Source organism: Bradyrhizobium sp. USDA 372 (assembly GCF_053629095.1).
Map to the genome: position 1 here is coordinate 5,292,113 of NZ_JBRJHR010000001.1, position 22,317 is coordinate 5,314,429.

General features: G+C 59.9%; 16 protein-coding genes and 8 pseudogenes. 13 read left to right on the top strand and 11 right to left on the bottom strand.

Annotated features, from left to right (window positions below):
- The first annotated feature begins 739 nt into the window (after window positions 1–739).
- The gene (locus AB7M16_RS24870; protein WP_453945415.1) at window positions 740–1,636 is read left to right on the top strand and encodes a DMT family transporter; all 897 of its coding nucleotides are present in this window, start codon (window positions 740–742) and stop codon (window positions 1,634–1,636) included.
- 221 nt (window positions 1,637–1,857) lie between these two features.
- A complete protein-coding gene (locus AB7M16_RS24875; protein WP_453945416.1) occupies window positions 1,858–3,003 on the top strand; it encodes an NAD/NADP octopine/nopaline dehydrogenase family protein in 1,146 nt (381 codons plus the stop codon).
- A 405-nt stretch (window positions 3,004–3,408) separates the two neighbouring features.
- On the opposite strand, the gene AB7M16_RS24880 is transcribed toward AB7M16_RS24875, so the two are convergent.
- Genes AB7M16_RS24880 through AB7M16_RS24895 form a run of 4 tightly spaced genes read right to left on the bottom strand, consistent with a single transcriptional unit; the run spans window position 3,409 to window position 4,586 of the window.
- Complete coding sequence (locus tag AB7M16_RS24880) at window positions 3,409–3,723, bottom strand: hypothetical protein (RefSeq protein ID WP_124163402.1); 315 nt, start codon at window positions 3,721–3,723, stop codon at window positions 3,409–3,411.
- Entirely contained in the window at window positions 3,659–4,222 is a 564-nt protein-coding gene (locus AB7M16_RS24885) for a hypothetical protein (protein ID WP_453945417.1), read from the bottom strand. Before AB7M16_RS24885 ends, AB7M16_RS24880 begins: the two co-directional genes overlap by 65 nt.
- Before the next feature lie 6 nt (window positions 4,223–4,228).
- A complete protein-coding gene (locus AB7M16_RS24890) occupies window positions 4,229–4,411 on the bottom strand; it encodes a hypothetical protein (protein ID WP_124163404.1) in 183 nt (60 codons plus the stop codon).
- Window positions 4,412–4,433: 22 nt separating this feature from the next.
- Window positions 4,434–4,586 carry a hypothetical protein gene (locus tag AB7M16_RS24895; protein ID WP_157786090.1) on the bottom strand — a complete coding sequence of 51 codons (153 nt, stop codon included), beginning with the start codon at window positions 4,584–4,586 and terminating at the stop codon, window positions 4,434–4,436.
- 697 nt (window positions 4,587–5,283) lie between these two features.
- On the opposite strand from AB7M16_RS24895, the pseudogene AB7M16_RS24900 reads away from it, so the two are divergent.
- Window positions 5,284–5,478 (top strand): annotated as a pseudogene (locus AB7M16_RS24900) (DUF3892 domain-containing protein); the annotation flags it as partial.
- Between the two features lie 54 nt (window positions 5,479–5,532).
- Here the strand turns inward: AB7M16_RS24900 and AB7M16_RS24905 are convergent.
- On the bottom strand, window positions 5,533–5,775 hold the full coding sequence (locus tag AB7M16_RS24905) for a hypothetical protein (RefSeq protein ID WP_162130869.1): 243 nt from the start codon (window positions 5,773–5,775) through the stop codon (window positions 5,533–5,535).
- 158 nt (window positions 5,776–5,933) lie between these two features.
- Window positions 5,934–6,179: a hypothetical protein gene (locus AB7M16_RS24910; protein WP_124163405.1), complete on the bottom strand. Its 246-nt coding sequence runs from the start codon at window positions 6,177–6,179 to the stop codon at window positions 5,934–5,936.
- 519 nt (window positions 6,180–6,698) lie between these two features.
- Here AB7M16_RS24910 and AB7M16_RS24915 point away from each other — a divergent pair.
- From AB7M16_RS24915 to AB7M16_RS24925, 3 genes are all read left to right on the top strand, one after another.
- Window positions 6,699–7,277, top strand: a complete 579-nt coding sequence (locus AB7M16_RS24915) for a hypothetical protein (protein WP_453945418.1) — start codon at window positions 6,699–6,701, stop codon at window positions 7,275–7,277.
- 14 nt (window positions 7,278–7,291) lie between these two features.
- Window positions 7,292–7,543, top strand: a complete 252-nt coding sequence (locus AB7M16_RS24920; RefSeq protein ID WP_124163407.1) for a hypothetical protein — start codon at window positions 7,292–7,294, stop codon at window positions 7,541–7,543.
- A gap of 2,139 nt (window positions 7,544–9,682) precedes the next feature.
- On the top strand, window positions 9,683–10,720 hold the full coding sequence (locus tag AB7M16_RS24925) for a cytochrome-c peroxidase (RefSeq protein WP_050996292.1): 1,038 nt from the start codon (window positions 9,683–9,685) through the stop codon (window positions 10,718–10,720).
- Between the two features lie 257 nt (window positions 10,721–10,977).
- Here the strand turns inward: AB7M16_RS24925 and istB (AB7M16_RS24930) are convergent.
- A pseudogene (gene istB, locus AB7M16_RS24930) lies at window positions 10,978–11,776 on the bottom strand (IS21-like element helper ATPase IstB).
- A 116-nt stretch (window positions 11,777–11,892) separates the two neighbouring features.
- Here istB (AB7M16_RS24930) and AB7M16_RS24935 point away from each other — a divergent pair.
- Both AB7M16_RS24935 and AB7M16_RS24940 read left to right on the top strand, forming a co-directional pair.
- Window positions 11,893–12,111: a hypothetical protein gene (locus AB7M16_RS24935; RefSeq protein ID WP_124163408.1), complete on the top strand. Its 219-nt coding sequence runs from the start codon at window positions 11,893–11,895 to the stop codon at window positions 12,109–12,111.
- Between the two features lie 1,032 nt (window positions 12,112–13,143).
- Window positions 13,144–14,312, top strand: a protein-coding gene (locus tag AB7M16_RS24940) for an IS3 family transposase (RefSeq protein ID WP_453945419.1) whose coding sequence is annotated in 2 segments (ribosomal slippage) — window positions 13,144–13,408 and window positions 13,408–14,312 — 1,170 coding nt in all. Because the reading frame shifts where the segments join, the coding sequence is not laid out codon by codon here.
- 119 nt (window positions 14,313–14,431) lie between these two features.
- Here AB7M16_RS24940 and AB7M16_RS24945 read toward each other — a convergent pair.
- Window positions 14,432–14,602: a hypothetical protein gene (locus tag AB7M16_RS24945; protein WP_157786092.1), complete on the bottom strand. Its 171-nt coding sequence runs from the start codon at window positions 14,600–14,602 to the stop codon at window positions 14,432–14,434.
- Between the two features lie 531 nt (window positions 14,603–15,133).
- On the opposite strand from AB7M16_RS24945, the pseudogene AB7M16_RS24950 reads away from it, so the two are divergent.
- A pseudogene (locus AB7M16_RS24950) lies at window positions 15,134–15,452 on the top strand (transposase); the annotation flags it as partial.
- A gap of 239 nt (window positions 15,453–15,691) precedes the next feature.
- Here AB7M16_RS24950 and AB7M16_RS24955 read toward each other — a convergent pair.
- Window positions 15,692–16,027: pseudogene (locus AB7M16_RS24955) on the bottom strand (IS3 family transposase); the annotation flags it as partial.
- A gap of 344 nt (window positions 16,028–16,371) precedes the next feature.
- Here AB7M16_RS24955 and istA point away from each other — a divergent pair.
- Together istA and istB (AB7M16_RS24965) are read left to right on the top strand one after the other, a co-directional pair.
- A pseudogene (istA, locus tag AB7M16_RS24960) lies at window positions 16,372–17,903 on the top strand (IS21 family transposase).
- A 16-nt stretch (window positions 17,904–17,919) separates the two neighbouring features.
- Window positions 17,920–18,665 (top strand): annotated as a pseudogene (gene istB / locus AB7M16_RS24965) (IS21-like element helper ATPase IstB).
- A 236-nt stretch (window positions 18,666–18,901) separates the two neighbouring features.
- Here istB (AB7M16_RS24965) and AB7M16_RS24970 read toward each other — a convergent pair.
- Window positions 18,902–19,218 (bottom strand): annotated as a pseudogene (locus AB7M16_RS24970) (integrase catalytic domain-containing protein); the annotation flags it as partial.
- A 153-nt stretch (window positions 19,219–19,371) separates the two neighbouring features.
- Between AB7M16_RS24970 and AB7M16_RS24975 the strand changes: the two are divergent.
- Entirely contained in the window at window positions 19,372–19,743 is a 372-nt protein-coding gene (locus AB7M16_RS24975; RefSeq protein ID WP_199752318.1) for a site-specific integrase, read from the top strand.
- A gap of 423 nt (window positions 19,744–20,166) precedes the next feature.
- Here AB7M16_RS24975 and AB7M16_RS24980 read toward each other — a convergent pair.
- Window positions 20,167–20,675 (bottom strand): annotated as a pseudogene (locus AB7M16_RS24980) (transposase); the annotation flags it as partial.
- Window positions 20,676–21,159: 484 nt separating this feature from the next.
- On the opposite strand from AB7M16_RS24980, the gene AB7M16_RS24985 reads away from it, so the two are divergent.
- Entirely contained in the window at window positions 21,160–21,561 is a 402-nt protein-coding gene (locus AB7M16_RS24985; protein ID WP_036031912.1) for a hypothetical protein, read from the top strand.
- The last annotated feature ends 756 nt before the right edge of the window (window positions 21,562–22,317 follow it).

A 22,317-nucleotide genomic window follows, 5' to 3' on the forward strand; every position in this document is an offset into this window, starting at 1 on the left:
GAAACGTGGCACGGTCGAGAGGCCTGTCGGCGCGCCAGTCTTCGACCCTACCTGAGAGAGCGCGGGGCTGCAATGCCCCGCGCCACTCACCTATCTCAAGGGTTATTCGGATGGCCACGAGGCCAAAGCCGGAATGCCCGATGGATCGAGTTTTACAATTTCCAGCGCCCCCATCAGGCGCTGGAAAACCGCGCGCCGATGACGGTCTGGCGGGCAGGTGTCACCGGCGCATTCGGGGAACAGGCTGTGGATATGACGCTTCTCGCAAGCGAGAAGCGTTACAATGCTGCGCGTTGCCACATCCCCACAGCCAGGACAGCAGCAAGCAACAGTAGCGTAAACTATTGGCAACAACGAACGGCAGCAGCTCCACTTAAGAAACCAGACCCGGTGGTCCTCAGCATAGGGTCCACTTCATTTGGCCACGATCAAAACCGGCAGTGAGCTCGTCTTCCTGGACATAGAATTCCTACGCGCCGTTCGATGTCTCTGATCGTCTGAACGACAGATTGCTTCCATTGACTTCCGTTCGAATATACCCCGCCGATGCCGCTAATTCTCTCGTGGGGCTTCGTCCTGTCGGTCTTACTGACGCAACGAACGCGTGCGAGTCTGGCGACGGGGCCTCTTCTTTCGCTGCAAAAGGAGCAACAAGGTTAGCGTTCAGTGGCGGACCATGCCGCCGACCAATTCAGGTAGTTGCCCCGGTTATAGCTAGAGATACCATGAGTTTTATCGTATGAGAACGTCTTCTCTCGGACCGATTGCATTGGTGAATTCAAACCGTGTCGCTGTCTATAAAGCTATCGGATGTAGTCTGGCTTCGGCCGCCCTTTTTACCATTATGGTGGTGCTTATCAAAGGAATGGGTCCACAGTATCCAATTGGACAGATTTTGTTCGTTCGTAGCTTGTTCGCTATGGTCCCAATCTTGTGGTTGGCATATCGGCTGAGCGGATGGCAGGAGCTGCGCACTAGGCGGATTAGCGCTCATCTCTATCGCTCGGGTGCTGGCATATGCTCGATGTTCTTCACTTTCACCGCTCTCAGCATGATCCCGTTAGCAACAGTCATGGCGCTAAGCTACGTTGCACCGATATTCGTTACGATCCTAGCTATTCCCATGCTTGGCGAAACCGTACCGCTCCATCGCTGGGCCGCCGTGATCATCGGCTTTGCTGGCGTTCTCTTGGTCGTTCATCCAGATGTTAGCGGCATCTCGCTCGGCGCTGTTCTGTCGCTGGCCGGCGCGTTGACTGCCGCGCTCGCGATGATTTTTATCCGCAGGATGGCTGATACCGAGTCAAGCACTGCGACCGCTTTCTATTTCACACTGGCGGGAGTCGTCGTTGGCGCAGCCACCTTGCCCTTTGCAAATGTTTGGCCAGAACTCGCTGATATACCGACTTTGATTGCTATCGGGCTTGTCGGCGGCATCGGGCAGATCCTGGTAACTATGGCTTACCAGTTGGGGGCTGCTTCGATGGTCGCGCCCTTCGGCTATGTCTCGTTAGTTTTCTCACTTGGTATCGGTTTCATTATCTGGGGTGAACTTCCTACCATGATCGAATTATTTGGTATCTTCGTTATAACTATCTCCGGCTTTGTCACTGCTTTCTATGAGCGACAACGATGAACGTTGCCCTTCACAACGCGCTTTGCGGAGATCAAGAATGCCGACGGAACTCACCACGTAAACCTGACATCATTGCTGAGAGGAATGCGCTGCAGGCCATAGATTGCGCGGCTTTCAACAGCGTTCGCCTATCCTTCGGCACGAGCCGCCCGCCCAGAAGACGAATCTCTGTCACTACGCTCGCGAGATCCGCTTCGGGGCACTATCCTGTAAAACCATAAATGAAAGAGGATATCATATGGGCAATCATAGGTGGAGGACATGGTGGTCAATCCATGGCTGGTCATCTAGCCATCATGGGATGTCGCGTTAGATTGTACAATAGAACGGCGAGAACAATTGAAGAGATAAACAAACTTGGTGGGATCAATATTGACGGCGCTCTCCAAGGTTTTGGCGGACTTGAACTCGCGACTACGGACATCGGCGAAGCGCTCGCAGGGGCACACGTTGTGGTGGTGGTCACCCCAGCAACCGCGCATGCTGAGATAGCGACCAAGTGCGCTTCGCACTTGGTTGACGGGCAGATCGTTTTCCTTCATCCGGGTGCGATGTGCGGGGCTATAGAATTCCGCGAGATTCTCCGAAATGCGGGTTGCACCGCAAATATCCCAGTTGCGGAAAGCAATCATCTTCTCTACGCGTGCAGAAGTGCGAAACCTGGTTACGCCGAAATCCTTGCCATCAAGAAGGATGTATTACTTGCCACGTTGCCGTCAAACAAGAATAACGAAATCCTGGAATTGCTCAACGAGGTGTTCCCGCAGATTCGGGGTGCAAGAAATGTCCTGGAAACGAGCCTGTCCAATGGCGCTGTCATAATGCATCCGGCCCCCACGATCTTTAACCTCTCCATGATCGAATCTCAGCACGACTGGCTTTACTATTCAGAAGGTATCACCCCCACCATTGGAGCCTTTGCGGAAGATATCGACCAGGAACGCGTAGCTCTTGGGAAGTCTTTCGGCTTTGACTTGCCCTCTGTGCGCGAGCTGTACCGATTAATTTACGGTGTGCAGGGCGAAAGCCTTTCCGAAATCTGTCGCAAGAATCCGGCCTACGAGAAGATTAGGGGGCAGAAAGACCTGCGGACGAGATATATTCTTGAAGATATCCCGTTCGGCCTCGTTCCCATGATCGAATTGGGCAGGATGCAGGGATTGTCGATGAGCCGAATGAAGTTGATCGCAGAACTTGGCCAATATCTGCTAAAAGACAATTCATTCTTGTCACATGGGCGTACCCTGGCGAACCTGGGCCTCGGCAATATGACATCTGAAGAGTTTGCCATGTTCGTTCAAACGGGTGAGCGACCCGTCCGCCATCGTGGTTCGCCCGCCATGTGTCGGCATAGCCGCCGCGCTTGACCGCGACCCATCCCGCGTCGCGTTCGAGAGAGTGCGCCAGGGCGACACAGTTGACCGCCCGGCGCAGATGCATTTGGCCGAGCAGGTAGCGGGCGGGCCAGCAGATCGCCGCCTCCATCCGCGTGACATCGCTGAAGGACGGCAGCAGGCGCGTGCGGTTCTGCATCCGCATCGTTTTCTCGAGTTCGCCTTGCGCCTGTTGAGCGAGCAAGTCCTCGAACTCGTAATTGTAGGCAGGCCACGGAGCGCCATAGCCCGCGACCGCGCGTATCGGGATCAGACGCAGCGTTCGCATCGCCTCGGCGAGACGCGTGCCCACGTGCGGGCCGCACCAGACCGAAGGCGCGACGTCCCCTATCACGGCCTCTTCGAGCGGGTTGAATTTCGGCGGTTCGTCGCGCCGGATCAGAATGCAGTCCATGTTTTACCTCTGTTTGGCGCATAGAGCTCGCGAACAAGCCGCTCACGATACGCCTGTTGCTTCCGTGTTTGTCGATCAGTGTCGGCTGCAGACGACAGCCCATGCTCCAGCTTGTGGCAGTCAGCGCAGACCGCTTCCAGGTCTTCGAGGCGCTCGCGAAAAATTCGCTCATAGGTGCGGTGATGCACCTCCCGCGCCAAGTCGCCGCAGCGCTGGCAACCGCCGTGCTCGCGCTCAATGACGGCGTCCGCCTTGGTGCGCCATTGCTCTGATCGCAGATAGGCGTCGTAATCCGTCATTCGCCGCGCTCAAAATTGTAGCTTGCCGTTGCTGCTTTGCGGGCGTTCTCTTCGCGAGGTTGCAGTCGGCAAACCGCCCAGTGTCGCTCTGAAACTCGAGTCCGAACTTGGTTGCGTACCCAAGCTCTTCGAACCGAGATTTCTTGTGATGCAGCTCGGTGTTGAACTCGCGCTCGCCCTTGTCGTTGAACAGCCGACGCCGATGCACCACAAACCCCTGGTCGACCATGTTGTCCCAGTGCTTCGATCCGTGGATGTGCTCCAGCTCCGGCGGATCGCTGCGCCTGTAGCCATCTCCTGCCTTGGCCGGATGCGCGAGGATCTGCACATGGCAGTCGAGGTCGACGGCGAAATTGTACAGCTCGCGCAGGCACCGGCCGATAGTCGGTCTCGCTTTCGCGCGGCTCGCGGTTCGCTTCCAGCCGATTCCAGGGATCGATCTGCAGGAATCCGGACGCTGTGGCGATGCACAGCAGCCTCCGCCTGCGACAACAGCCATTGCAGATCAGGCCACCGGTCGGGATGGGCCCATAAACAGATAGTGCTCATTGATCCAGCGGTCCGCATCGGCGATCTCCCTGTCGGTCATCACCGACAAGGTGCCAGCCGCGAGCTTGCAGCGGTGTCCCCAACTGTTGAACCCCGGGGACCAGATCGTCATCGGCGGCGGATCCGGCAGATCGCTCATTCCGGTACAGGCCGCTCGTCGGCTACGGCAACGGGCCATAGAGCACCAACTCGCGCACCGCCTGCGCGCCATCGCTGCGCAGATGATCGTTGGCGTCCTTTGAACCTTCCGGCCAGTTGACGAAATAGAACCGCGCGATGCCGAACAGTTGGGCCATGGCCGCGCGCAGCTTCAAACCGGCGCTGTCCTGATCGCCGCACCAGATGATCCGCTTAGGCCCACGAGCCTGGGTGCGGGTTCGCCCAAACGGCGTCGGAAGCGATGGTGGCCAGCCCGTCCTCGAAGACCAGGGCTGGCCGCCTCTACCCCGAGAGAGTCGGGCGACACTCACCTCGTCCCCTCTAGAAGCGCGCGTATGCGTGCAGCGATCCGCCGCGCGTCCTTCGGCCTAAGATTGGGCTTCACGCTATCGAGTATGCCCAACACTGCCTGAGCCTCCTCGGCATCAAATGTCGCGACTTGGCGATCTGCCAGGCTCAAAGACTGATCGGCGACCCGGGCCTGATTGGCTGCAAGCACCTCAAGCGCTTGCGACCGTAGGGCCGTGATCTGCCGCTCGAATACATCGGTTGGCCCCCGGCTGAAGTTTAGCGGCCACGTGGCTCGGCGCCCGTCTGGAGAAAAAAGCGTTGTCCCTATCCCGCGCCGCTAACTCCACCGCCAGCCTCACAACAGCGGAAGAAGCTGACGGTGGGATACATTCATCGAAAAAAGCCGTGCCACAACTACCAGAACCGGTTGCCGCATCACAGCCGCGGGTCGCTGGGAGTGCGGGCGGGACTCGGCGCGGAGAAGGATGCGAGACACCTACTAGGATTGGTCGGCCACTAACCCACGCCCGAGGTCTAAACTGAGGCTCTTTTTTCTTGCAGATGGGAGAGACCCGAGTGATCAGCCGCATACGAATTCAATGCATCAACAAGACTGACAGGCAGAACCCTCACGAGCGAGTCAAAAACGTTGGCGGAGTAAATCCGGACGGGTCCAGGTGGAAGCAATCCGTCAATGCCACGATCAAAGAAATCGAAAACGGTGTATGGGAGTTCTATGTCGAAGAAGAACACAAGGCCAATGTGATCGTGGCCGTCCACAACGGGCACAAGTACATCAAGACGAGGGGGTCAGGCGGCGGCGGACAGAACGACGTAGGCGGGCGGCAGCTTCTTGCCTATGGCCTTGGCCCCGGCCGCCGTGACAACGAAGACGCGCATCGAGCCGAAATCGCGTTCGGGGTTGCGGACCATGTAGCCCTTGCCGATAAGGCGCTGTGCGACACCGATGTCTTCGCCGTTGTCATGAGCGGCGACGAAGTTGCGGCTGATCGAGTTGCCGTGTTCGAGCCCGAGCGCGCGGCGCGTGATCATCTTTTCCTGAATGCGTGAGCAGGTATTCGGTCACGGCGCTCCCCTTCAGCTGAACAAGGCGTTCTGATCCGAGTGCATTGCCTGCGGCGCGGAGCGAAGCGGTTTTGCGGGGGTGGGCTGCGGGAGATCGACGGCGGTCAGGCTGTCCTCGTGAGCCGTCATGCCGCTGACGTTCTTCCGGCGGTCGTGCCGATCTTGACGAGTTCCGAGACGCGCGGACGGATCGCCAGGACGCTTTCCTTCAGTTGCTTGGCGATCTCGTCAGCCGTCAGGCGGTAGCCGTTGAGCATCAGTTCGATGATCGCGATGCGGAGCATCGCTGCCCGGCTGACAATCTTCTCGGCGGCGTCACTCGAAGCGCCACCGCCCTTCGATCCCGGCGTGTTCAGATAATTTTGAGACATGCACAAAGCTCTCCCGTTCGCCCTGAAGGGCGTTGTTCAGATCAGCGACGTGCGGTGTGGATTTCTCGTCCCCGTCCGGCGTGAATCACGCCGGTCCCGCCGGAATCAATGGATAGTCGACGGATTATCCGTCACGCAAGAGTTTTGATAGGCATCTTGACGGACGGCCGCTGGCCCATCGTTAGCGAGCCGGAAAGAGCAGGCCGATCTCGCGCATGGAAATCGCCAACTCCATATTATCTTTTGGGGCCGGTTTCGGTTATGCGCGGAAACGTCCGCAAAACTAAACCCCTGCTTTCGATAGGGCCTGCGAGACCATTGGAGGGTATCCCCTATATATAAGATAGTAATATATAGTCGTAATATATTCTGATGAAGATATGTGTGTAGGGGATTACGTCTATGTATAGGGGCGAAACCCCGGAATCGTCAGTTGATGTTTTGCTGGATGATGGATGAGTCCGTCACTTCGACGGATGGAAGTGGATATTATCCGATGCGCAGGAAGGTCATGTCGGAGTGGGACGCCAAGGCGGCGTTCCTCAAGTGCCGGACGATGGTTGGTCCTTCGTTGGCTTCGCCAGCGCCTTGCCGTGCCATCCTAGTGAGGCAGAGGCCATCGCGCGGTATCTGCACCGGAAGAAGCTGATCTGGCTCTCGATGCGCGCTGGACACGGCAGAGTGTTCCCGGCGGCGATGCGTTCCGGTCGAGGTCGCCCGAGGGCGAGGGGAGTCGAGCAGCCGCCGTTGATTGATCCGGAACTGGCTGGCTTCCTCACCCAGGCGCATCCCACGTTCCTGAAGATCAGGCTCTTGCTCGGCCGCGATCCCGGCGGGGCATGGAACGAGCATCAGGCGCTCAAGGCCGAGATCAAGTTCGCCATCGCGGTCGAGGCGACGAACCTCATCAACCTCTGCCGCACGTTCGCCAAGGAACACCCCGCCATTCCCGTTGCCGCGCTCCGTGATGCACTCTGGCTCGATAGGCCGCACACCATGCCCATCGTCGCGCAGACGCAGCCCGATCTTGCCCCCGGCCTGGCTCAGAGCATTTCGCCTAGCAGCCGAAGGGGAGGCGGCGGCTCTCGAAGAATCTGACCGACGAAGAGCGGATGATCTCCTACATTGAAGCCGCCGGCGCATCCGGCATTGCCGCCTACGAGATCGCCAACAAGGGCAAGATCGCTCGCGACCGGGTCGCCATCATCGGCGAGATGTTCGAGAACATGGGCACCAATCGGTCGGCTGTGGTCCGCACGTCGGATCGTGGACGCAAGGGGACGCGATACTTCATGCGGAAGTACGGCCAGCCGGTGATCGGCGAGGGCGGCAGGCTACTTTACTGTCGCGACTTGGCGATCTGACAGGCGCAGAGCCTGATCGGCCGCGCGCGCCTGATTGGTTGCAAGCACCGCACGCGCTTGCGACCGCAGGGATGTGATGTGCCGATCAAAGCTCAACGAGCGAAGGTTTGGAGGGTTGATTGTCACCGCCCATGCGGACCCATAGTAGAAGTTAGCGGCACGTGACTCGGCGCTTTGTCGGAAGCGCTGTCCCTACCACGCACCGCTAACTTCACCACGGTCAGCCTCAAGCAGCGGAAGAAGCTGACGGGGTGTGGTATCATTCGGCGAACGCCCTAGCACAACTACCAGGACTGATCGTTATCCCTTGTTCATCAGTATCGGTCCTGAAGTCGCGCGAGCGCGGCTCGTCACTTTGACGGCAGGCGATGTCCTACCGCGCTCACACTGCCGGGGAAGTTAGCGGCGACGTGACCCTGAACGCCTTCCGCTCAGCAAGGAAAGCGCTGTCCCTATCACGTGCCGCTAACTTCAGTAGTCAGCCTCGGCGTCAAGAGGCCAACCACCCGGCTTTCCCGTGAGGGCTGTCACACCACGGGATAAAGCGGATTATAGCGGGAGAGGGGTCGTGGGGAGACCTACCAGGGTTAGTGCTTGCCGGTGCCCACGTGAAATCTCACAGTCTTCATCGCTCCAGGCGGCACAGTCTTCATCGCTCTAGGCGGCGCAGAGTCGGCGCTCTAGTGTTTAGCGCCGGTGCAAAGATCGCGCGGCACGTGGTTGTGTCTTGCTTTCGACCTTAATTTCCACAGCGACTGACTTCGTGACGCGCGCCTTACCTACATACTCTTGTAGCTGACCAGTTCGTGCTCTCTTGGCTGAATCGCTGTCGGGACGCACCCTATGCCAGTCGCGAGCCCAATCGCCGGATGGAGTGTAGCCATGACGAATGAGCCGGATGTTCCCTCGGACGTATTGCTCAGATCGAACTGAATGAAACGGCCGCGATCTGTATTGAGCAGATGGATGACGAAATCACGCTCGTCATTGCAAGTATTGTCGGCGTTCACTTCCAAGTGACAGTGGACCAGGCGCTTGAGCTATCTCGGGCTCTCGCTGTTTCCGCGGAGAAAGCGCGTCAGTCGCTGCTTTCAACGAGGTATCATAGCGCGTTGCCACCCCACGGCGTTGATCGATCCTGTTGAAAGATCCGCTCGACCTGGTTGCGAGCTCTCAGGAGACGATCTCCAAGGGGGCCATGGAGTGGAAAACGGGGTAGTTCTTTGAATGAAGACGTCAAACGTGTCGTAATTAACGACCTCGATAACACGCTATTCGACTGAGTTGACTTATGGCATTCACCGCATGATGGCGACGGTCAACGAAATTAGGCGGCATCAGCTTCGATGACCTGAAGCCCGAAATCAACACCTCGTGCAGCAACCCCGCCTCCGGCTCAAGTGACCAAGAACGTCCATTGGTCATGTCCTTTGTCGCAGGAGCAAAGATACCGAGTCAACAACAACAGTTCGTTCTTGACGCTCGTCAAGCAAGGCAGTGCGCCGGTCGTGAAGCTCGTCAAGGTACTCGGCAATCGAACGGTGCGTCTCCTGCCATTCGAGATGGCGGCAGTGGTGAAACGACCATTAGCGCCATCAACCGCGGGGGGGGAATGGGGCCTCTGGCGTTATGTCATCACTGAATCTCCGTCTGACCAACCAAATCAGGTAGGCACGCGACGAGCGGCTTTGGCGCTACAGTTCTTGCTGGTCCCTGGAGCTTGACGGCACCCCACGGAAGGAGCGGTGGTCAGGCGGCAAGTCTGGCCATCAAGGTTAGCCGCGTGGCAGGGACAGCGCTTCGTTTATGCGACGTCCAAGGCGCCGAGTCATGTCGCGGCCAGCTCTCCGGCAGCGCGGGCGCGGTAGGGACAGCGTCGTTTCGCATGTTTCGCGACGTCGAGTCGCGCTCGCGCGGCTTCCGGTCCGCGCGGGCGCAGCGGCCCTTCCAGCCGAGCCGATCACAAATGGAGCCAGTGCGGTAATGGCGAAGTAACAGGATGTTAGCGATTGGACGCACTACCGAGATCAAAATCGACAAGACGGCGGCCGTCATAGTTCAGCAGATGGACGATGAAATCGCCTTTTCTGAAGAACTGTTCTTCGGTAGCGGCGCCGCAAAATCTGGAAGTCTCACGTCATGCGCAAGGTATCGATTACTACCGTTCTGATGCTCGTCTCATGCAATGCTATCGCAAACGACGATTTGATGATGACAGCCAGACAGATCTTCAAACCGATCCCTTCTGCTATCCCCACCCTAAAGGACAATCCCGTGACGACCGAGAAAGCGGAGCTCGGGAAGATGCTGTTCTTCGACCCTCGTCTGTCGGCGAGTGGGATCATTAGCTGCAATACGTGCCACAATCTTGGAACCGGCGGCGTCGACGCGGGTCCAACGTCAGTTGGTCACGGTTGGCAACGGGGAGCGCGGCGGGCGCCAACCGTCTACAATTCAGTGTTCAATGTCGCGCAATTCTGGGACGGACGCGCGCCGGATCTTAAGGCACAAGCCAAGGGGCCCGTTCAGGCGAGCGCCGAAATGAATGCGACTGCGGATCACGTAACGACCACACTGAATTCGATGGAAGATTATGTTGGCAGGTTCAAGCAAGCATTCCCGCTTGATACACCGCCGGTCACCTTCGACAATTTCGCGAAAGCGCTCGAGGCTTTCGAAGCGACGCTCACGACACCAGCAGCTCCGTTCGACCGATATCTGAACGGCGATGGCAACGCGCTGGATGGCAACCAAAAGGCGGGATTGCGGCTGTTCATGGACAAAGGCTGCGCCTCCTGCCACAACGGAATCAATATTGGTGGGCAGGAGTTTTTCCCGTTCGGCGTGATTGAAAGACCAGACAGCAAACTGCTTCCCGCAGCCGACCAGGGGCGTTTCGCGGTCACGAAGGCCTTCAGCGACCGATACGTGTTCCGCGCCGCCCCTTTGCGCAACGTAGCCTTGCGAGCTCCCTACTTCCATTCGGGTCAGGTTTGGACGCTCCAGGAAGCCGTCGGCATTATGAGTGAGGTCCAGCTCGGCGCCGAGCTCACCGAGAAGGAGACGAACGATATCGTTGCGTTTCTTAATTCACTGAGCGGCCGTTTGCCGAAGATCGAATATCCGATACTGCCAACGCGCACAAAGGAGACGCCGCCACCGTCCTTAGACAGATAGTGCCCTTGTTCACTATCCTGGGTGTTCTACGGTTTAGTTGCGGCGACGCAGCTCCGCTTTGTAGCTGCCGCAAGCCGGAGCGCGTTCAGGCTCATCGAACCGATCTCTGAGGATCGCACTGCTCCCTGTGTCAAGTGACGTCCGGATTTAACCCCGTAGCGACATGAAGAAGTGACCCCCTTGTTGTTTTGGCGGATGTGGAGCAAGCCGCTCGCGGAGCGCGCCCCCATAGCGCCGTAGCGAGCGAGCGGCTTGCTTCACGACGTTTTCTCCGATTTAGCTTCTTGCGCCGCGGCCTTCTGCAAAAGCCCGCTACGACGCTTTTCCTTCAAGCGGTAGCTGTCGCCGCGGATTGTGATCACGTGACTGTGGTGTAACAGGCGATCAAGGATCGCGGTGGCGACCACAGGGTCGCCGAAGACTGAGCCCCACTCGCCGACGCTGCGGTTGCTGGTGAGCAGGATCGCGCCTCTCTCGTAACGGCGGCTGACGAGCTGGACGAAAGAGATGTGCGGCATTGGGCTCAAAGGGCAGATAGCCGAGTTCGTCGATGATCAGGAGCTTTGGCTTGGCAAATTGCGCGAGCCTCTCGTCAAGCCTGCCTTCGCTGTGTCCTTTGGCAAGTTGCGCAACGACCGTCGTGGCTGCGACGAACTGCACGGAATGCCCAGTCAGGATCGCTTCACGCCCCAGCGCGACCGCCAGGTGCGTCTTGCCAACGCCAGGCGGCCCAAGCAGCAGCACGTTCTCGCCATTGGCAATCCAGCGCGCGCCAGCAAGCTCACGTACCTGCTTGGGGTCTAGCGACGGCTGGGCCGAGAAGTCGAAGCCGGAGAGATCGCGAACGAACGGGAAGCGAGCGAGTTTGAGGGTCATCTCGATGCGCCGCTCGTCCTTGCGGGCGATCTCGCGCTCGCACAGTAGCACCAGGGTCTCGCGCAGGCTCAGCTCTTGTCGGCCGGCCTCGTCCAATAGCCCATCCAACTGGTCGCGGACGGCGGTCAGCTTCAGGCGGGTCAGCATATCGCTCAGGCGATCGGAGACAGCGGCGCGCATCAGAAGCTCCCCCCGACGATTGCCTCATACTCGCCGAGCGGCCGCAGCAGCGCCGGCGGCACAACGGACGATCCTGCGAGCGCGCCAGCGCGGTTCGATCCAGTCAGGCCCGCAAAATGCTCGGGGTCGACGACGCGGCGGCGACGACCGGCACAAATCGGATGGACGGCCACCTCATGGATCCCATGGTGGATGCGCACGAGCCGGGAGAGCGTGAGGTCGTCAGGGCGATCAGTCTTAAGCGTGCAGTGGTGCTGATCGCCAATCCGGCCCGTTGTCGTGCGGCGGCTGCCGCTGATCGTAAGCTGGCCGAACGCCTTTTGTCTGCGGCCTGAACGTCTTCATTGTTCTTGACGGCAAGTGGCCCACGCGGGCCGCGTTTCGTTGGGTGAATTGCTACGCGGTCTCGTCAGCTTTCAGTCAGCTGGCCCCGGTACAAAACGGTTGGGTTTAGCGAGGGCGGCAGCCCGCTAAACTCATCGGCAGCGTGGGTGTGGCAGGATACGGGCCTTGATGCCTCCATGGCTAACCGGCTCCGAGCCGCGCCCTCGCTGCTTCCGACTGGTGGGCAGGGATCAAGTAGTTAGGCTCGTCCTCCGACGACGATGACCTCCCGGCCAGCTTCCTCCGCTGCTATGAGGCTGGCCGTGTGGGAGTTGGCTGCTCGTGGCAGGGACAGCGCTTCCTCCGTGTATGCGTTGGGGATAAGCGCCGAGTCACGTTGCCGCAAACGTCAAAGGGTGGTGCGGGCGGGGATAGGGACAGTGTCTGATTCCAACGCAACCGAACAGCGCCGAGTCTCCGCACTGCCTGCGACCCCAAGTCACCCTTACCTGTCTTGGTAGTTGAACACGAGAAGCATGATGCTGCGCCCGCCATGCCTTCGGAGCGGCGCGGCGAGGCTCTCGTCGGTGCCCCGCTGACGTTCAGCCGTGATGAGTAATTGAAGTCGTTCAGCTGCGGCTAGCAGCTCCGGGTCGGGGTGGATCGTTTCGCTCGGCTTAGGCTCGGGCGCGATGGCGCGCTCGCAAGCCCTCAGCCAGGCCGGCAAAGACCGGGCCACGGTTCGTAGTTCATTGTGGCAGGTCTCTCTTGACGGGATTGGCGATGGGCCAGTGAGGCTCCGGACCTCTCAAGCACAGAGCCTCACCACGGAAAGGAGGACAACGCACTGGCCGCAACAGCGCGATCCCACCCTAGGCAGACTCGCCGCCACTAATTCTGCGATTTCCCGGTAAACCGTTTAGGCTGAACGACTGCCCGGCCGAACGACTGAACAACTGAGCGCCTTAAAGCTCCGAGAGCGACTCGCCCGCCCGACTAAACGGGTTTTGAGCTGCTGCCGGTTTGATGGACACCGAGATTAGGTGTTTCATGAAGCCGGAGGTGCACGGAAGTTCAGTCGCGAGTTCAAGATCGAGGCGGTCAAACTGGTTAGGGAGCGTGGGGTGTCGGTGGCGCAGGCCGGGCGCGACCTGGATGTTCATGAGAACGTTCTGCGCAAATGGGTGAAAGAGTTCGGCTCCGATCCGGTGCAGGCCTTTCCCGGCCACGGGCAGATGAAGCCGGAGCAGCAGGAGATCGAGCGGTTGCGCCGTGAGGTCGCCAAGTTGAAGGCCGAGCGGGACATCCTAAAAAAGGCCGCAGCCTTCTTCGCGAAGGAAGCGACATGAAGTTCGTCTTCATCGCGAAGCACCGGGCGATCTGGCCGGTGGCATGGCTATGCGATGCGCTGGGGGTGTCGCGGTCGGGCTTCCATGCCTGGCTGAATCGTTCGCCCAGCGCCAGATCCCGCAGCGACGAAGAGCTCGGCGGCAAGGTGAAGGCCAGCTTCATGGCGAGCGACCGCACCTATGGTGCGCGCCGGGTGTGGCGTGATCTGCTCGCCGATGGGGCGGACTGTGGCCTGCACCAAATCGAACGGATGATGCGCCTGCAAGGCTTGCGGGCGCGGCCGCGACGCCGGCGCTTGCCGAAGGACAGCGGCGATCGACAGCTCGAGACCGGGCCGGCGAACCTCCTTGACCGGCAGTTCGCCGCCGAGCGGCCGAACCAGAAGTGGATCGCCGACTTTACGTATCTCTGGACGGCCGAGGGCTGGCTCTACGTCGCAGCGGTGATCGACCTGTTCTCACGCCGGGTGGTGGGTTGGTCGATGAGCGCCGCCATGACAGCTCAGTTGGTAACCGATGCCCTGCTGATGGCCGTCTGGCGACGCGGCAAGCCGGACGCCCTGTTGCACCACTCCGACCAGGGCAGTCAGTACACCAGCGAGCAGTTCCAGCGTTTGATGGCCGACCACGGCATTCTCTGCAGCATGAGCCGTTCCGGCAACGTCTGGGACAACGCAGCGATGGAGAGCTTCTTCTCGTCGCTCAAGACCGAACGGACCGCCAACAAGATCTACCGAACCAGAGACGAGGCACGAGCCGATGTGTTCGACTACATCGAAAGATTTTACAACATGATCCGCAGGCACTCGACCATCGGCTATCTCAGCCCGGTTCAGTTCGAGCGCAAGGTGGGATTAGCTTAACCTGGTGTCCATCAAACCGGCAGCAGCTCATTTGGCCTAGAAGGCTCTTAGTTTGAGCGCGGTTGCTTGAGAGAAGGGCCGAGGCATGCGAGAGGCCGACTGCAGCCTCTAAAGCCCGTTCAGGCTATGCTCTGGTCAGTAAAAACGCGCTGCCCGCTCACCAGCTCGCGCGTAAGCCATTCCAAACGAAGCTCGGCTTCTAAAGCGCCGTTGCCTTCGCAGATGGCCGCCGCGACGACTTCAATTTGATCTTCAATAAGCTCCCGGAGGATTTGGATGCGAGGTTCCATTGTGCTGCTCTCCGGGTGAGAGAAAGTCGCCTACCATCTTACGCTCTAAGTTTCCGGCTGGCACCCTGCCAGAAATGGTCGGCTGCCATCACGTTGAAGGTCGCGGCGCACGCCCTGACCTCCGCTCCCACCTTGCTCATTCAAGCGGAGGACCAGGACTACCGGCTTTCAAGTCGATCAGGGGCTTTTAAGTCGGACAGGCAGTAATTTTCTTCTCTCGAGCATACGGGTAAGGACACCACAGCCGGTCGCGCGGCAGCTACGTTATCTATGTGGACGTCGCCTTCGAACTTGAGCTTATGACGCACGAAACGGCCCAAAAAGAAGAAGCTCAGGATTGAGATGAAGCCCGGCTCAATCGCGGTCCTCTCGGACAAAATGCGCGAGGGCGCAAAGGCGGCGTGCATTTGTTCGAGCTGGAACTTGTGGAGCTAGGGCTCAACAAACCGTGTTGCCACTTCAGTCGTGGCGCGGTCCCTGTCGAGCCGTCTTCGGCCGGTGAGGCGTTCGGTGATGTGTCGTCGGATGCTGGACGCGACCATGTTCGGCTCCGCGCGGGAGTTCGCGGCCTAGCTTGGCCTGACGCCTAAGCGGAATTCCACCGGCGGGACGGACCGGCTAGATCGGATTACGAAACAGGGCGATTCCGATCTCAGGTACTGGCTTGACATCGGAACACGCAACGTTGTTCGGTATCCAAGGGCCCGGTCCTGGGCCGGAGGTGGCGGTATCGAAGCCCTGCTTGAACGGCGTCGGCCCATGGTCGTCGCCGTTGCCAACAAGTTGGCCACGGATCGTCTGAGCGATGATGACGATTGGGGAATTCTATGGGCCTAAGCTCGCGGCCTGACCCTTCAGCGTATCTTGACCACCTTACGTTGTGATGGCAAATGACAGCATGATGGACACCGGCGGAGCTGGACATCGAGCAAGCTCGAAGAGCTTTAGGCGCAACAAGCGCGACCCGTAGATGAGACCTCGCCGCGATCTCCATCAGGGTCAGCGGCCATGGCATCGGTCGCATTAACAAGCCTTATACATGAACGCACCCGAACGGTATCCAAAGTGCTGCTTAAATCCCCTGCATCAGCGGGCTCCACGCTTGCCCGTGGTGAGCCGTTCCTTGCCATAAAGTCCGCAGATCCGGTTGATCCCCGACGGTTCGCCCTCCCGCCGCAGCAAGACGAATAGCCAGCGGTATCCGAAGCGCCGCCGCTCGTTGGCGAGATCGCGCAGTCGACCACGGAGAGCCACGTCCGGAGGAAGCTATAGCGGAGATCTTTCCATCAGCGCTGCGATCGAACAGGCCTGCCGGTTCCGACAGGCTCATGACAGCCCGAAGATGCGCGACCGCAACCAGCTTGGCGGCGGGCCCCAGCATTGTTTTGAAAGAAGCTCGAGAAGGGTGGCCGCCCAAAGACTCTCGATGCAATGAAGGGTGTAGTCACGTCGTGTGCCCAGGCGGACTTGGCCATTTGCCGGCGCACAAAGGTTGGAGACACCGATTTCGATCGGCTTTAGCGTCTGCGCCGCATGTACCGTCGCTGTCGGCTTCTCGGTTCCGGCGGTCAGGAGGCCATTGCTTAGCTTGCAATTTTCTGCGGTTGTGCAGTGGCGAGCGGCGCGCGTGCGTCGAACTGCGCCCGCTGGATTACCCACCAGCCATGCTGCATGTTTCGCGGGATCGTGAGCAACTTTTCAACGGCTCAGCCCGCTTCGGCCGACAACTCAACCGGCTTAGGAACTGCCTCGTCAGTGAACGAAGGCCGATGCCCACCCAGAGATTGTCGATGCGCCGGATCAAAGGGGTTCTCCGCCTAAAACATGTTCAAGGCTTGCCGGAGCGAGCCATCGCGCACACCCTGGGCATCAGCAACGGCGCTGCGCACAGCTATGTGCGCTGAGCCGGGCGGCCGGGCTGAACTGGCCGTTGCCGGCCGGAATGATTGACGAAGACCTGGAGCTGCTGCTTTTCCCTGCGCCGAGGCCTGCATCGCAGAGCTTACAGCGGTACGTTCCCGACTGGGGCTATGTCGACAAGGAGCTGCGCCGGCGCAACGTGACCCGCCCGGCTGCTGTGGGATGAGTATCGCGCCACCCATCCCGATGGATTCGGCTACACATGGTTCTGCACGACCTACGAGGCCTGGAAGGGGCGAGCCCGGCCTTCGATGCGGCAGACCCATCTGGGCGGCGAGAAGGTTTTCGTGGATTTCGCCGGCGACACCATCGACGTTATCGACCCCTCAAGTGGGGGGGAAGTACAGTCGATGAAGCTGTTCGTCGCGGCGATGGGTGCGTCCAACTATACCTACGCCGAGGCCTGCCAAGCGAGGGGCTCGCCGACTGGGTCTGGGTCCACATCAACCTCTTCGCCTTCCTCAGCGGCGCGCCGACATTCGTGGTCTGCGACAACCTCAAGGCCGCCGTCCCCAATCCGACCGCCACGATCTCGGCCTCAACCGACCTATGCGGAGATGGAAGGCCATTACAGCGCGGCCATTCTCGCAGCCTGGCCGCGGCGCCGAAAAGATAAGGCAAAAGTCGAAGTTGCGGTGCAAGTCGCCCAAAGATGGATTCTGGCGCGGCTACGCAACCAACGCTTCTTTTCATTAGCGGAGCTAAACGCAGCCATCAAAATGCTCGTCGTCGAACTCAATGCCCGGCAGATGCGCGACTTCGGCGCCAGCCGCGCCGAACTGTTCGCTGAACTCGACAAGCCCCAAGCTCATAGAGCTGCCGGACCAGGCTTACGCTTTCGCGCACTGGAAGCGATGCCGGGTCGGCCCCGACTATCATATCGAGATCGATGGACACTGGTATTCCACGCCATATCGGCTCATCCGTGAGCTCGTCGATGCGCGCATTGACGAAGGACGGTCGAGATCTTCCACAAGGGCAGCAGGATCGCCAGCCACGCTCGCGCGCCCAACCGGCGCGGCCACACCACCATCACCGACCACATGCCCAGCGCCCATCTGCGCTACGGCCAATGGACGCCCGCCGGTGTGATCGCCGCCGGCGAGCGGATCGGCCCGCCTTCTTCCAGGCCGTGATCGCCACCCGGCCGCATCCCGAGCAAGGCTTTCGCACCTGCCTCGGCATTCTGTCGTTGGTCAAAAGCTACAGCGCCGAGCGTGTCGACGCAGCCTGTCGGCGCGGCATTCTGATCAAGGCGCGATCCGTCGCCTCGATCCGCTCCATCCTCCAGAACGGCCTGGATCGCACCTTTCTCGACGAACCCTCCGAACACCAACCCCTGCGCCACGGCAACATCCGCGGCCGGGATTATTTCCACTGAAGCCAAGGAGACTTGTATGCTCAACCATCCCACCCACGAACGCCTGATCGAGCTCGGCTTGAGCGGCATGGCCAAGGCCTTTGAGGAGCAGCGACGATCGCCTGATCTCGAGGCCTTGCCGTTCGAAGATCGCATCCGCCTGCTGGTCGACCGGGAAGCCGCGGAACGCGACACCAGGCGGCTCACCACGCGCCTCAAGCTGGCCGCGCTCCGCCAGAATGCCTGCGTGGAGGACGTCGATTTGCGCACGCCGCGGGTATCGACCGGGCCCTCTTCGCCAAGCTCGTCAGTGGCAACTGGATCGATCGGCACGAGAATTTGCTCCTAACCGGAGCGACCGGATTGGGCAAAAGTTGGTTAGCCTGTGCCCTCGGCCACAAGGCCTGCCGCGACAATCGCTCGGTTCTCTATCATCGCGTTCCAAGATTGTTCGAAGCGTTGGCGCTCGCGCGGGGCGATGGACGCTATGCCCGCTTGCTCAAAACCCTTGGCCGCGCCCAGCTTCTGATTTTGGACGATTATCGGTGCTCACCGCCGCCGAGCGGCGCGATCTACTGGAAGTCCTCGAGGACCGCCATGGCCGCGCCTCCACCATCGTAACCCGCCAACTCCCTGTGGACACATGGCACGAAGTTATCGGAGACAGCCGACGCCGTCCTAGATCGCCTCGTCCATAACGCTCACCGCCTCCAGCTTGCCGGCGAAAGCATGCGAAAACGCAACGCCAAAACCGTCACCCTTGACGAGCAGCCAGAACGCTGACTCTATCACCGCCTCGGCCGGAGCGGGCTGCTCACGATCGTCTGAATTCGGCGCTCATGATCGCGCGAAATCCCTGCTCACTCATCAGTGAAATGCAGTCATGCCAAGCGTAGATCGGCCTATGAATACAACATCCCCGCGAAGAGGGCCGAGGAACGAGCACGCGTGGAATGCGCCGAGAAGGAGTATACGAGGTTCACGTCCCGGTGGCGGGCAAAGCCGCGATCCCGACAAAGCAAGGCTTCTGCGACATAGGGCTTGTTTACGATATCCGTGTCAGTCGTCTTGCCGGGCCGCTATAATTCAGTGTGACGCCCCACTGGTAGGCCAGAGGTCAAGATCGCGAGACACGAACTCGCTGCCTTGATCGACGCGGATCGTTGCCGGTAAGCCCACTTCCTTGCAGGCCCCTTCCAGCACCTCCCACGACGTCGGTGCCGCGGAAGGTGAACCGCGGCGCCAGCGCCGGCGAGAAGCGCGAGAAGGTATCGACCATTATGAGCACGCGAAGCTTGTGTCCGCTCGCCAACTGGTCATGGACGACGTTCGTCGCCTTCATGGAGAAGCGCAATGCCAGGATCATCACCAAGAAGCTGGCAATGGAAATGGGCAACGCTGCCGCCCGATCGTCATGCATCCTGGGCGCTGCGATTGAGCGACGTGCGCGGGTTCGCGCGCTGTCGCTAACTTCGATCCGAGAACGAAGGTGTCGCCCCTCGACATCAGCCCGGGCGTCCACCGCGCCAAGCCCTATGTCTCTAGCGACGCGGAGATCGATGCGTTGTTGACGGCAGCGCTGGCTCTGGCGCCAGCGGACGGGCTGCGCCGATGGAGCTACCATACCTTGTCCGGCTGCAGGCATGCGTATATCCGAGGCGATGGCCTGGAGCGTGATGACGTTGACCTCGACGCCGGCGTGCTGACGGTCCGGCTGACCAAGTTCGGCAAGTCGCCGTTCGTGCCATTGCATCCGACGACGAGAACTGGGCTGCGCCACTACGTTAACCGGCGCGAGCGCGGCAAGCGAACCCGCTCCAGCCGAACGACCGCCTACTCGCCTTCCTCGAGTCGCTCTTAACGGCAAGACTATGCCGAATGGAATGAGGCTGCCCTGTTCGGCATAGTTCGGCGGGCGGCATAAACCTGCAAGCTGGGCGACGTCGATCCGCTTGCGTGGGCCTATTGCCGTCACGACCTCAAAGCTGTGGCCTGAGAACAACGCTTACCGATCAACCGCACCTCCGAGCGGTTCTCCGAGCAGTTACGGTTCGCGCGGTGCCGGTCGTTTTCGACTGCCTCGGCCTCGACGAGTTCATGGTGGTCTGTCGCGCCGGAGGTGCGGTGTTGGAATTGTCGCCACGTTGCTGCGCGCGGACCAGGCGCCGCTGGCACGGCACTGACCAAGCGGCGACTTCCAACCGACGCGACGACGCACGTGCCCACGGCTGCTCGGCAGCGGTGGAGGGACACTTGCGCAGCATAGCCGTTGGCGTAGGCGCCGCGACCAGAGGTCGTTCGGCGCCATCGGCACCGTCATCGGCGCCCGGGTCCCAATCGCTCGCTTGCGACCGCCACGGCGACGAACCGGAAGCCTCTCTTCCCGGTAGAGCCGGAACAGCCGCCTCCGCTTCGGCTATCGCGTCTGCCGATGTGCTTTAGGTCGCCTGCCGTTCGCTCATCCCGAAGGCGTCTAGGAGATGGGCGACAGCTTTCCGCTGGGCCGCGGGCGTCACCATTTCTTTCCCACGAGTTCTTTCCCAGGAGGTCCTTCAAGGCTGCGTTGTCCAGCATGGTGTCGGCGAGGAGCTGCTTCAGCTTCGTGTTCTCGTCCTCCAGCGTCCTCAGCCGCTTGGCCTCGGAGACATCCATCCCGCCGAACTTGGCCCTCCATTTGTAGATGCTGGCGTCGCTGACGCCATACTTGCGGCACAGACCGGCGACCGAAACGCCGGCCTCGTGCTACTTCAAAATCCCGATGATCTGCTCTTCCGAAAGGCGGCTGCGCTTCATGCTCTGTTCTTGTCGTGGGCCAGAGCGAACTTCACACTGGATTAAGCCCGTGGGGCAAGGTCACTTAGCTCAATATTCCGTCTTCAGACCGGATCAAACGCGCCGCTTGTCACTACACAACCGCAGAGAATTTCGAGCTCAGCGATGGACTCCTGAAACAGCAGAATTGGGGACGCACAGAGGGTTCATGCGGCGCCTAGCGGCGGCAGCCGCTAAGCAGTTCGATATTGGTCTCTCCAACGTATATGCGCCGGAAAGTGGCCGAGTCCGCCTGGGCACACAACCTGATCACACCACATTAGCGCTGTTGGATCACCGTTCCAATGTTCTGAGGACGGAAGCCCCAACGGATGTCGCGCTTCTTCCTCGCAGCCAACGCTACCAGATAAGACAGGTACAACATGTTGATGGTTGTGGTACCTCTGGTGCTCGAAAACCTGCAGCGAACCACCCAGCTCCTAGCAATCTTTTCGGGAGATATGCAATGCCAGAGACCTTAGGCGAAGACGGAAAACGCGAACGGCGACCACGTGGAGGGCCCGAACTGGCCGAGGCATCGCGCCCTGGAGCCGGTGGCCCCACGGATGATACTGGAGAAAGCACCGCAGCTGCATCGCGCATTTCATTTACGGTTCCGGAATGGCAAAAATCCATCGAAGCGACAGCAAACCTGTTCGCCGCGTCGCTCCGCGACGCGCTAAAGCTGGCTGCTTCCTCTTTGCACGATCAGGCCACCTTCATGAAGACTCTCGCGGACTCTAAAACTCCCTCTGAGCTACTGAAGTGCCACCTGGATTTTGCGGAGCAATCCTGCTCGAAATTGTTTGGCGAAGGCTGGAAGATGTTGGATCGTCTCAGGCACAGCCATCGGTCTTCGGTAAGTTAAGAGGCGCAAGGCGTGAAATAGGCTGACGGCGCGCAAATCATCCGGCGTGTGGCACGTACACGCCGTTTAGAATTAAGCGGGAAAACGAAGAACGATTCCGCCCTTGCTCCGTTTGCCTTTCCCCAGCGACCAGGCTGATCAGTGAGGCTGGTCGAACTTTCGCCGAAAGTAGTGCGAAAGAGAAAGTGACAGTTCGACGCCTTTAAAATTGTGGACCCCGACGTATCAGTGACCCCGGTATCGGACACGCCAGCGTCATCCTGCATTGGTCCGAAGTTCGGCGGGACCACCAGGGACGGATAGTGCCGAGCATCAGTTTTCAGACCAAGGCGAACAAATTTGACGCACACGAAGCGCCTGCAGACCCTCCAATTCTCGATTCAGCACGACCCTTGCTCGGTTCTGGGCAGCATCACCGAATGTTCCAGATGCGGTGAGTTAGGGGCGGGCTCGTTGCGGCTAGCGCCTGGTGCGCCCCGCCGGTTTGCTGTGAGGCGAGGTGAATCAGATCAGGATTCTCAACTGGTGGCGCTCATTCGCTCGCGCTCGTCGCCGTCATGTCGGACGACGGCACCAAGAAGGCAGGTAAGTAGCACAGCATCAGCCTCACCTAAGCGGGAGAGCAGATGGCCAATCCACGAGTTCCGCGTTCGAGACGAGTTAACGGCGGAAAGTGCACCCGCAGCTCCGGAGCAGCAGGCGGCGATCTCAGCTCGCAAGATATTGGAAGCAGAGATGCGCACTGGAACGGTGGTA

Coding starts and splice junctions, on each gene's coding strand:
- AB7M16_RS24925 (WP_050996292.1), top strand. CDS start 9,683: ATGCGCAAGGTATCGATTACTACCGTTCTGATGCTCGTCTCATGCAAT.
- AB7M16_RS24870 (WP_453945415.1), top strand. CDS start 740: ATGAGAACGTCTTCTCTCGGACCGATTGCATTGGTGAATTCAAACCGT.
- AB7M16_RS24945 (WP_157786092.1), bottom strand. CDS start 14,602: ATGGAACCTCGCATCCAAATCCTCCGGGAGCTTATTGAAGATCAAATT.
- AB7M16_RS24880 (WP_124163402.1), bottom strand. CDS start 3,723: ATGACGGATTACGACGCCTATCTGCGATCAGAGCAATGGCGCACCAAG.
- AB7M16_RS24885 (WP_453945417.1), bottom strand. CDS start 4,222: ATGGCTGTTGTCGCAGGCGGAGGCTGCTGTGCATCGCCACAGCGTCCG.
- AB7M16_RS24935 (WP_124163408.1), top strand. CDS start 11,893: ATGCTCGGGGTCGACGACGCGGCGGCGACGACCGGCACAAATCGGATG.
- AB7M16_RS24920 (WP_124163407.1), top strand. CDS start 7,292: ATGATCTCCTACATTGAAGCCGCCGGCGCATCCGGCATTGCCGCCTAC.
- AB7M16_RS24890 (WP_124163404.1), bottom strand. CDS start 4,411: ATGAGCGATCTGCCGGATCCGCCGCCGATGACGATCTGGTCCCCGGGG.
- AB7M16_RS24910 (WP_124163405.1), bottom strand. CDS start 6,179: ATGTCTCAAAATTATCTGAACACGCCGGGATCGAAGGGCGGTGGCGCT.
- AB7M16_RS24905 (WP_162130869.1), bottom strand. CDS start 5,775: ATGATCACGCGCCGCGCGCTCGGGCTCGAACACGGCAACTCGATCAGC.
- AB7M16_RS24985 (WP_036031912.1), top strand. CDS start 21,160: ATGCCAGAGACCTTAGGCGAAGACGGAAAACGCGAACGGCGACCACGT.
- AB7M16_RS24875 (WP_453945416.1), top strand. CDS start 1,858: ATGAAAGAGGATATCATATGGGCAATCATAGGTGGAGGACATGGTGGT.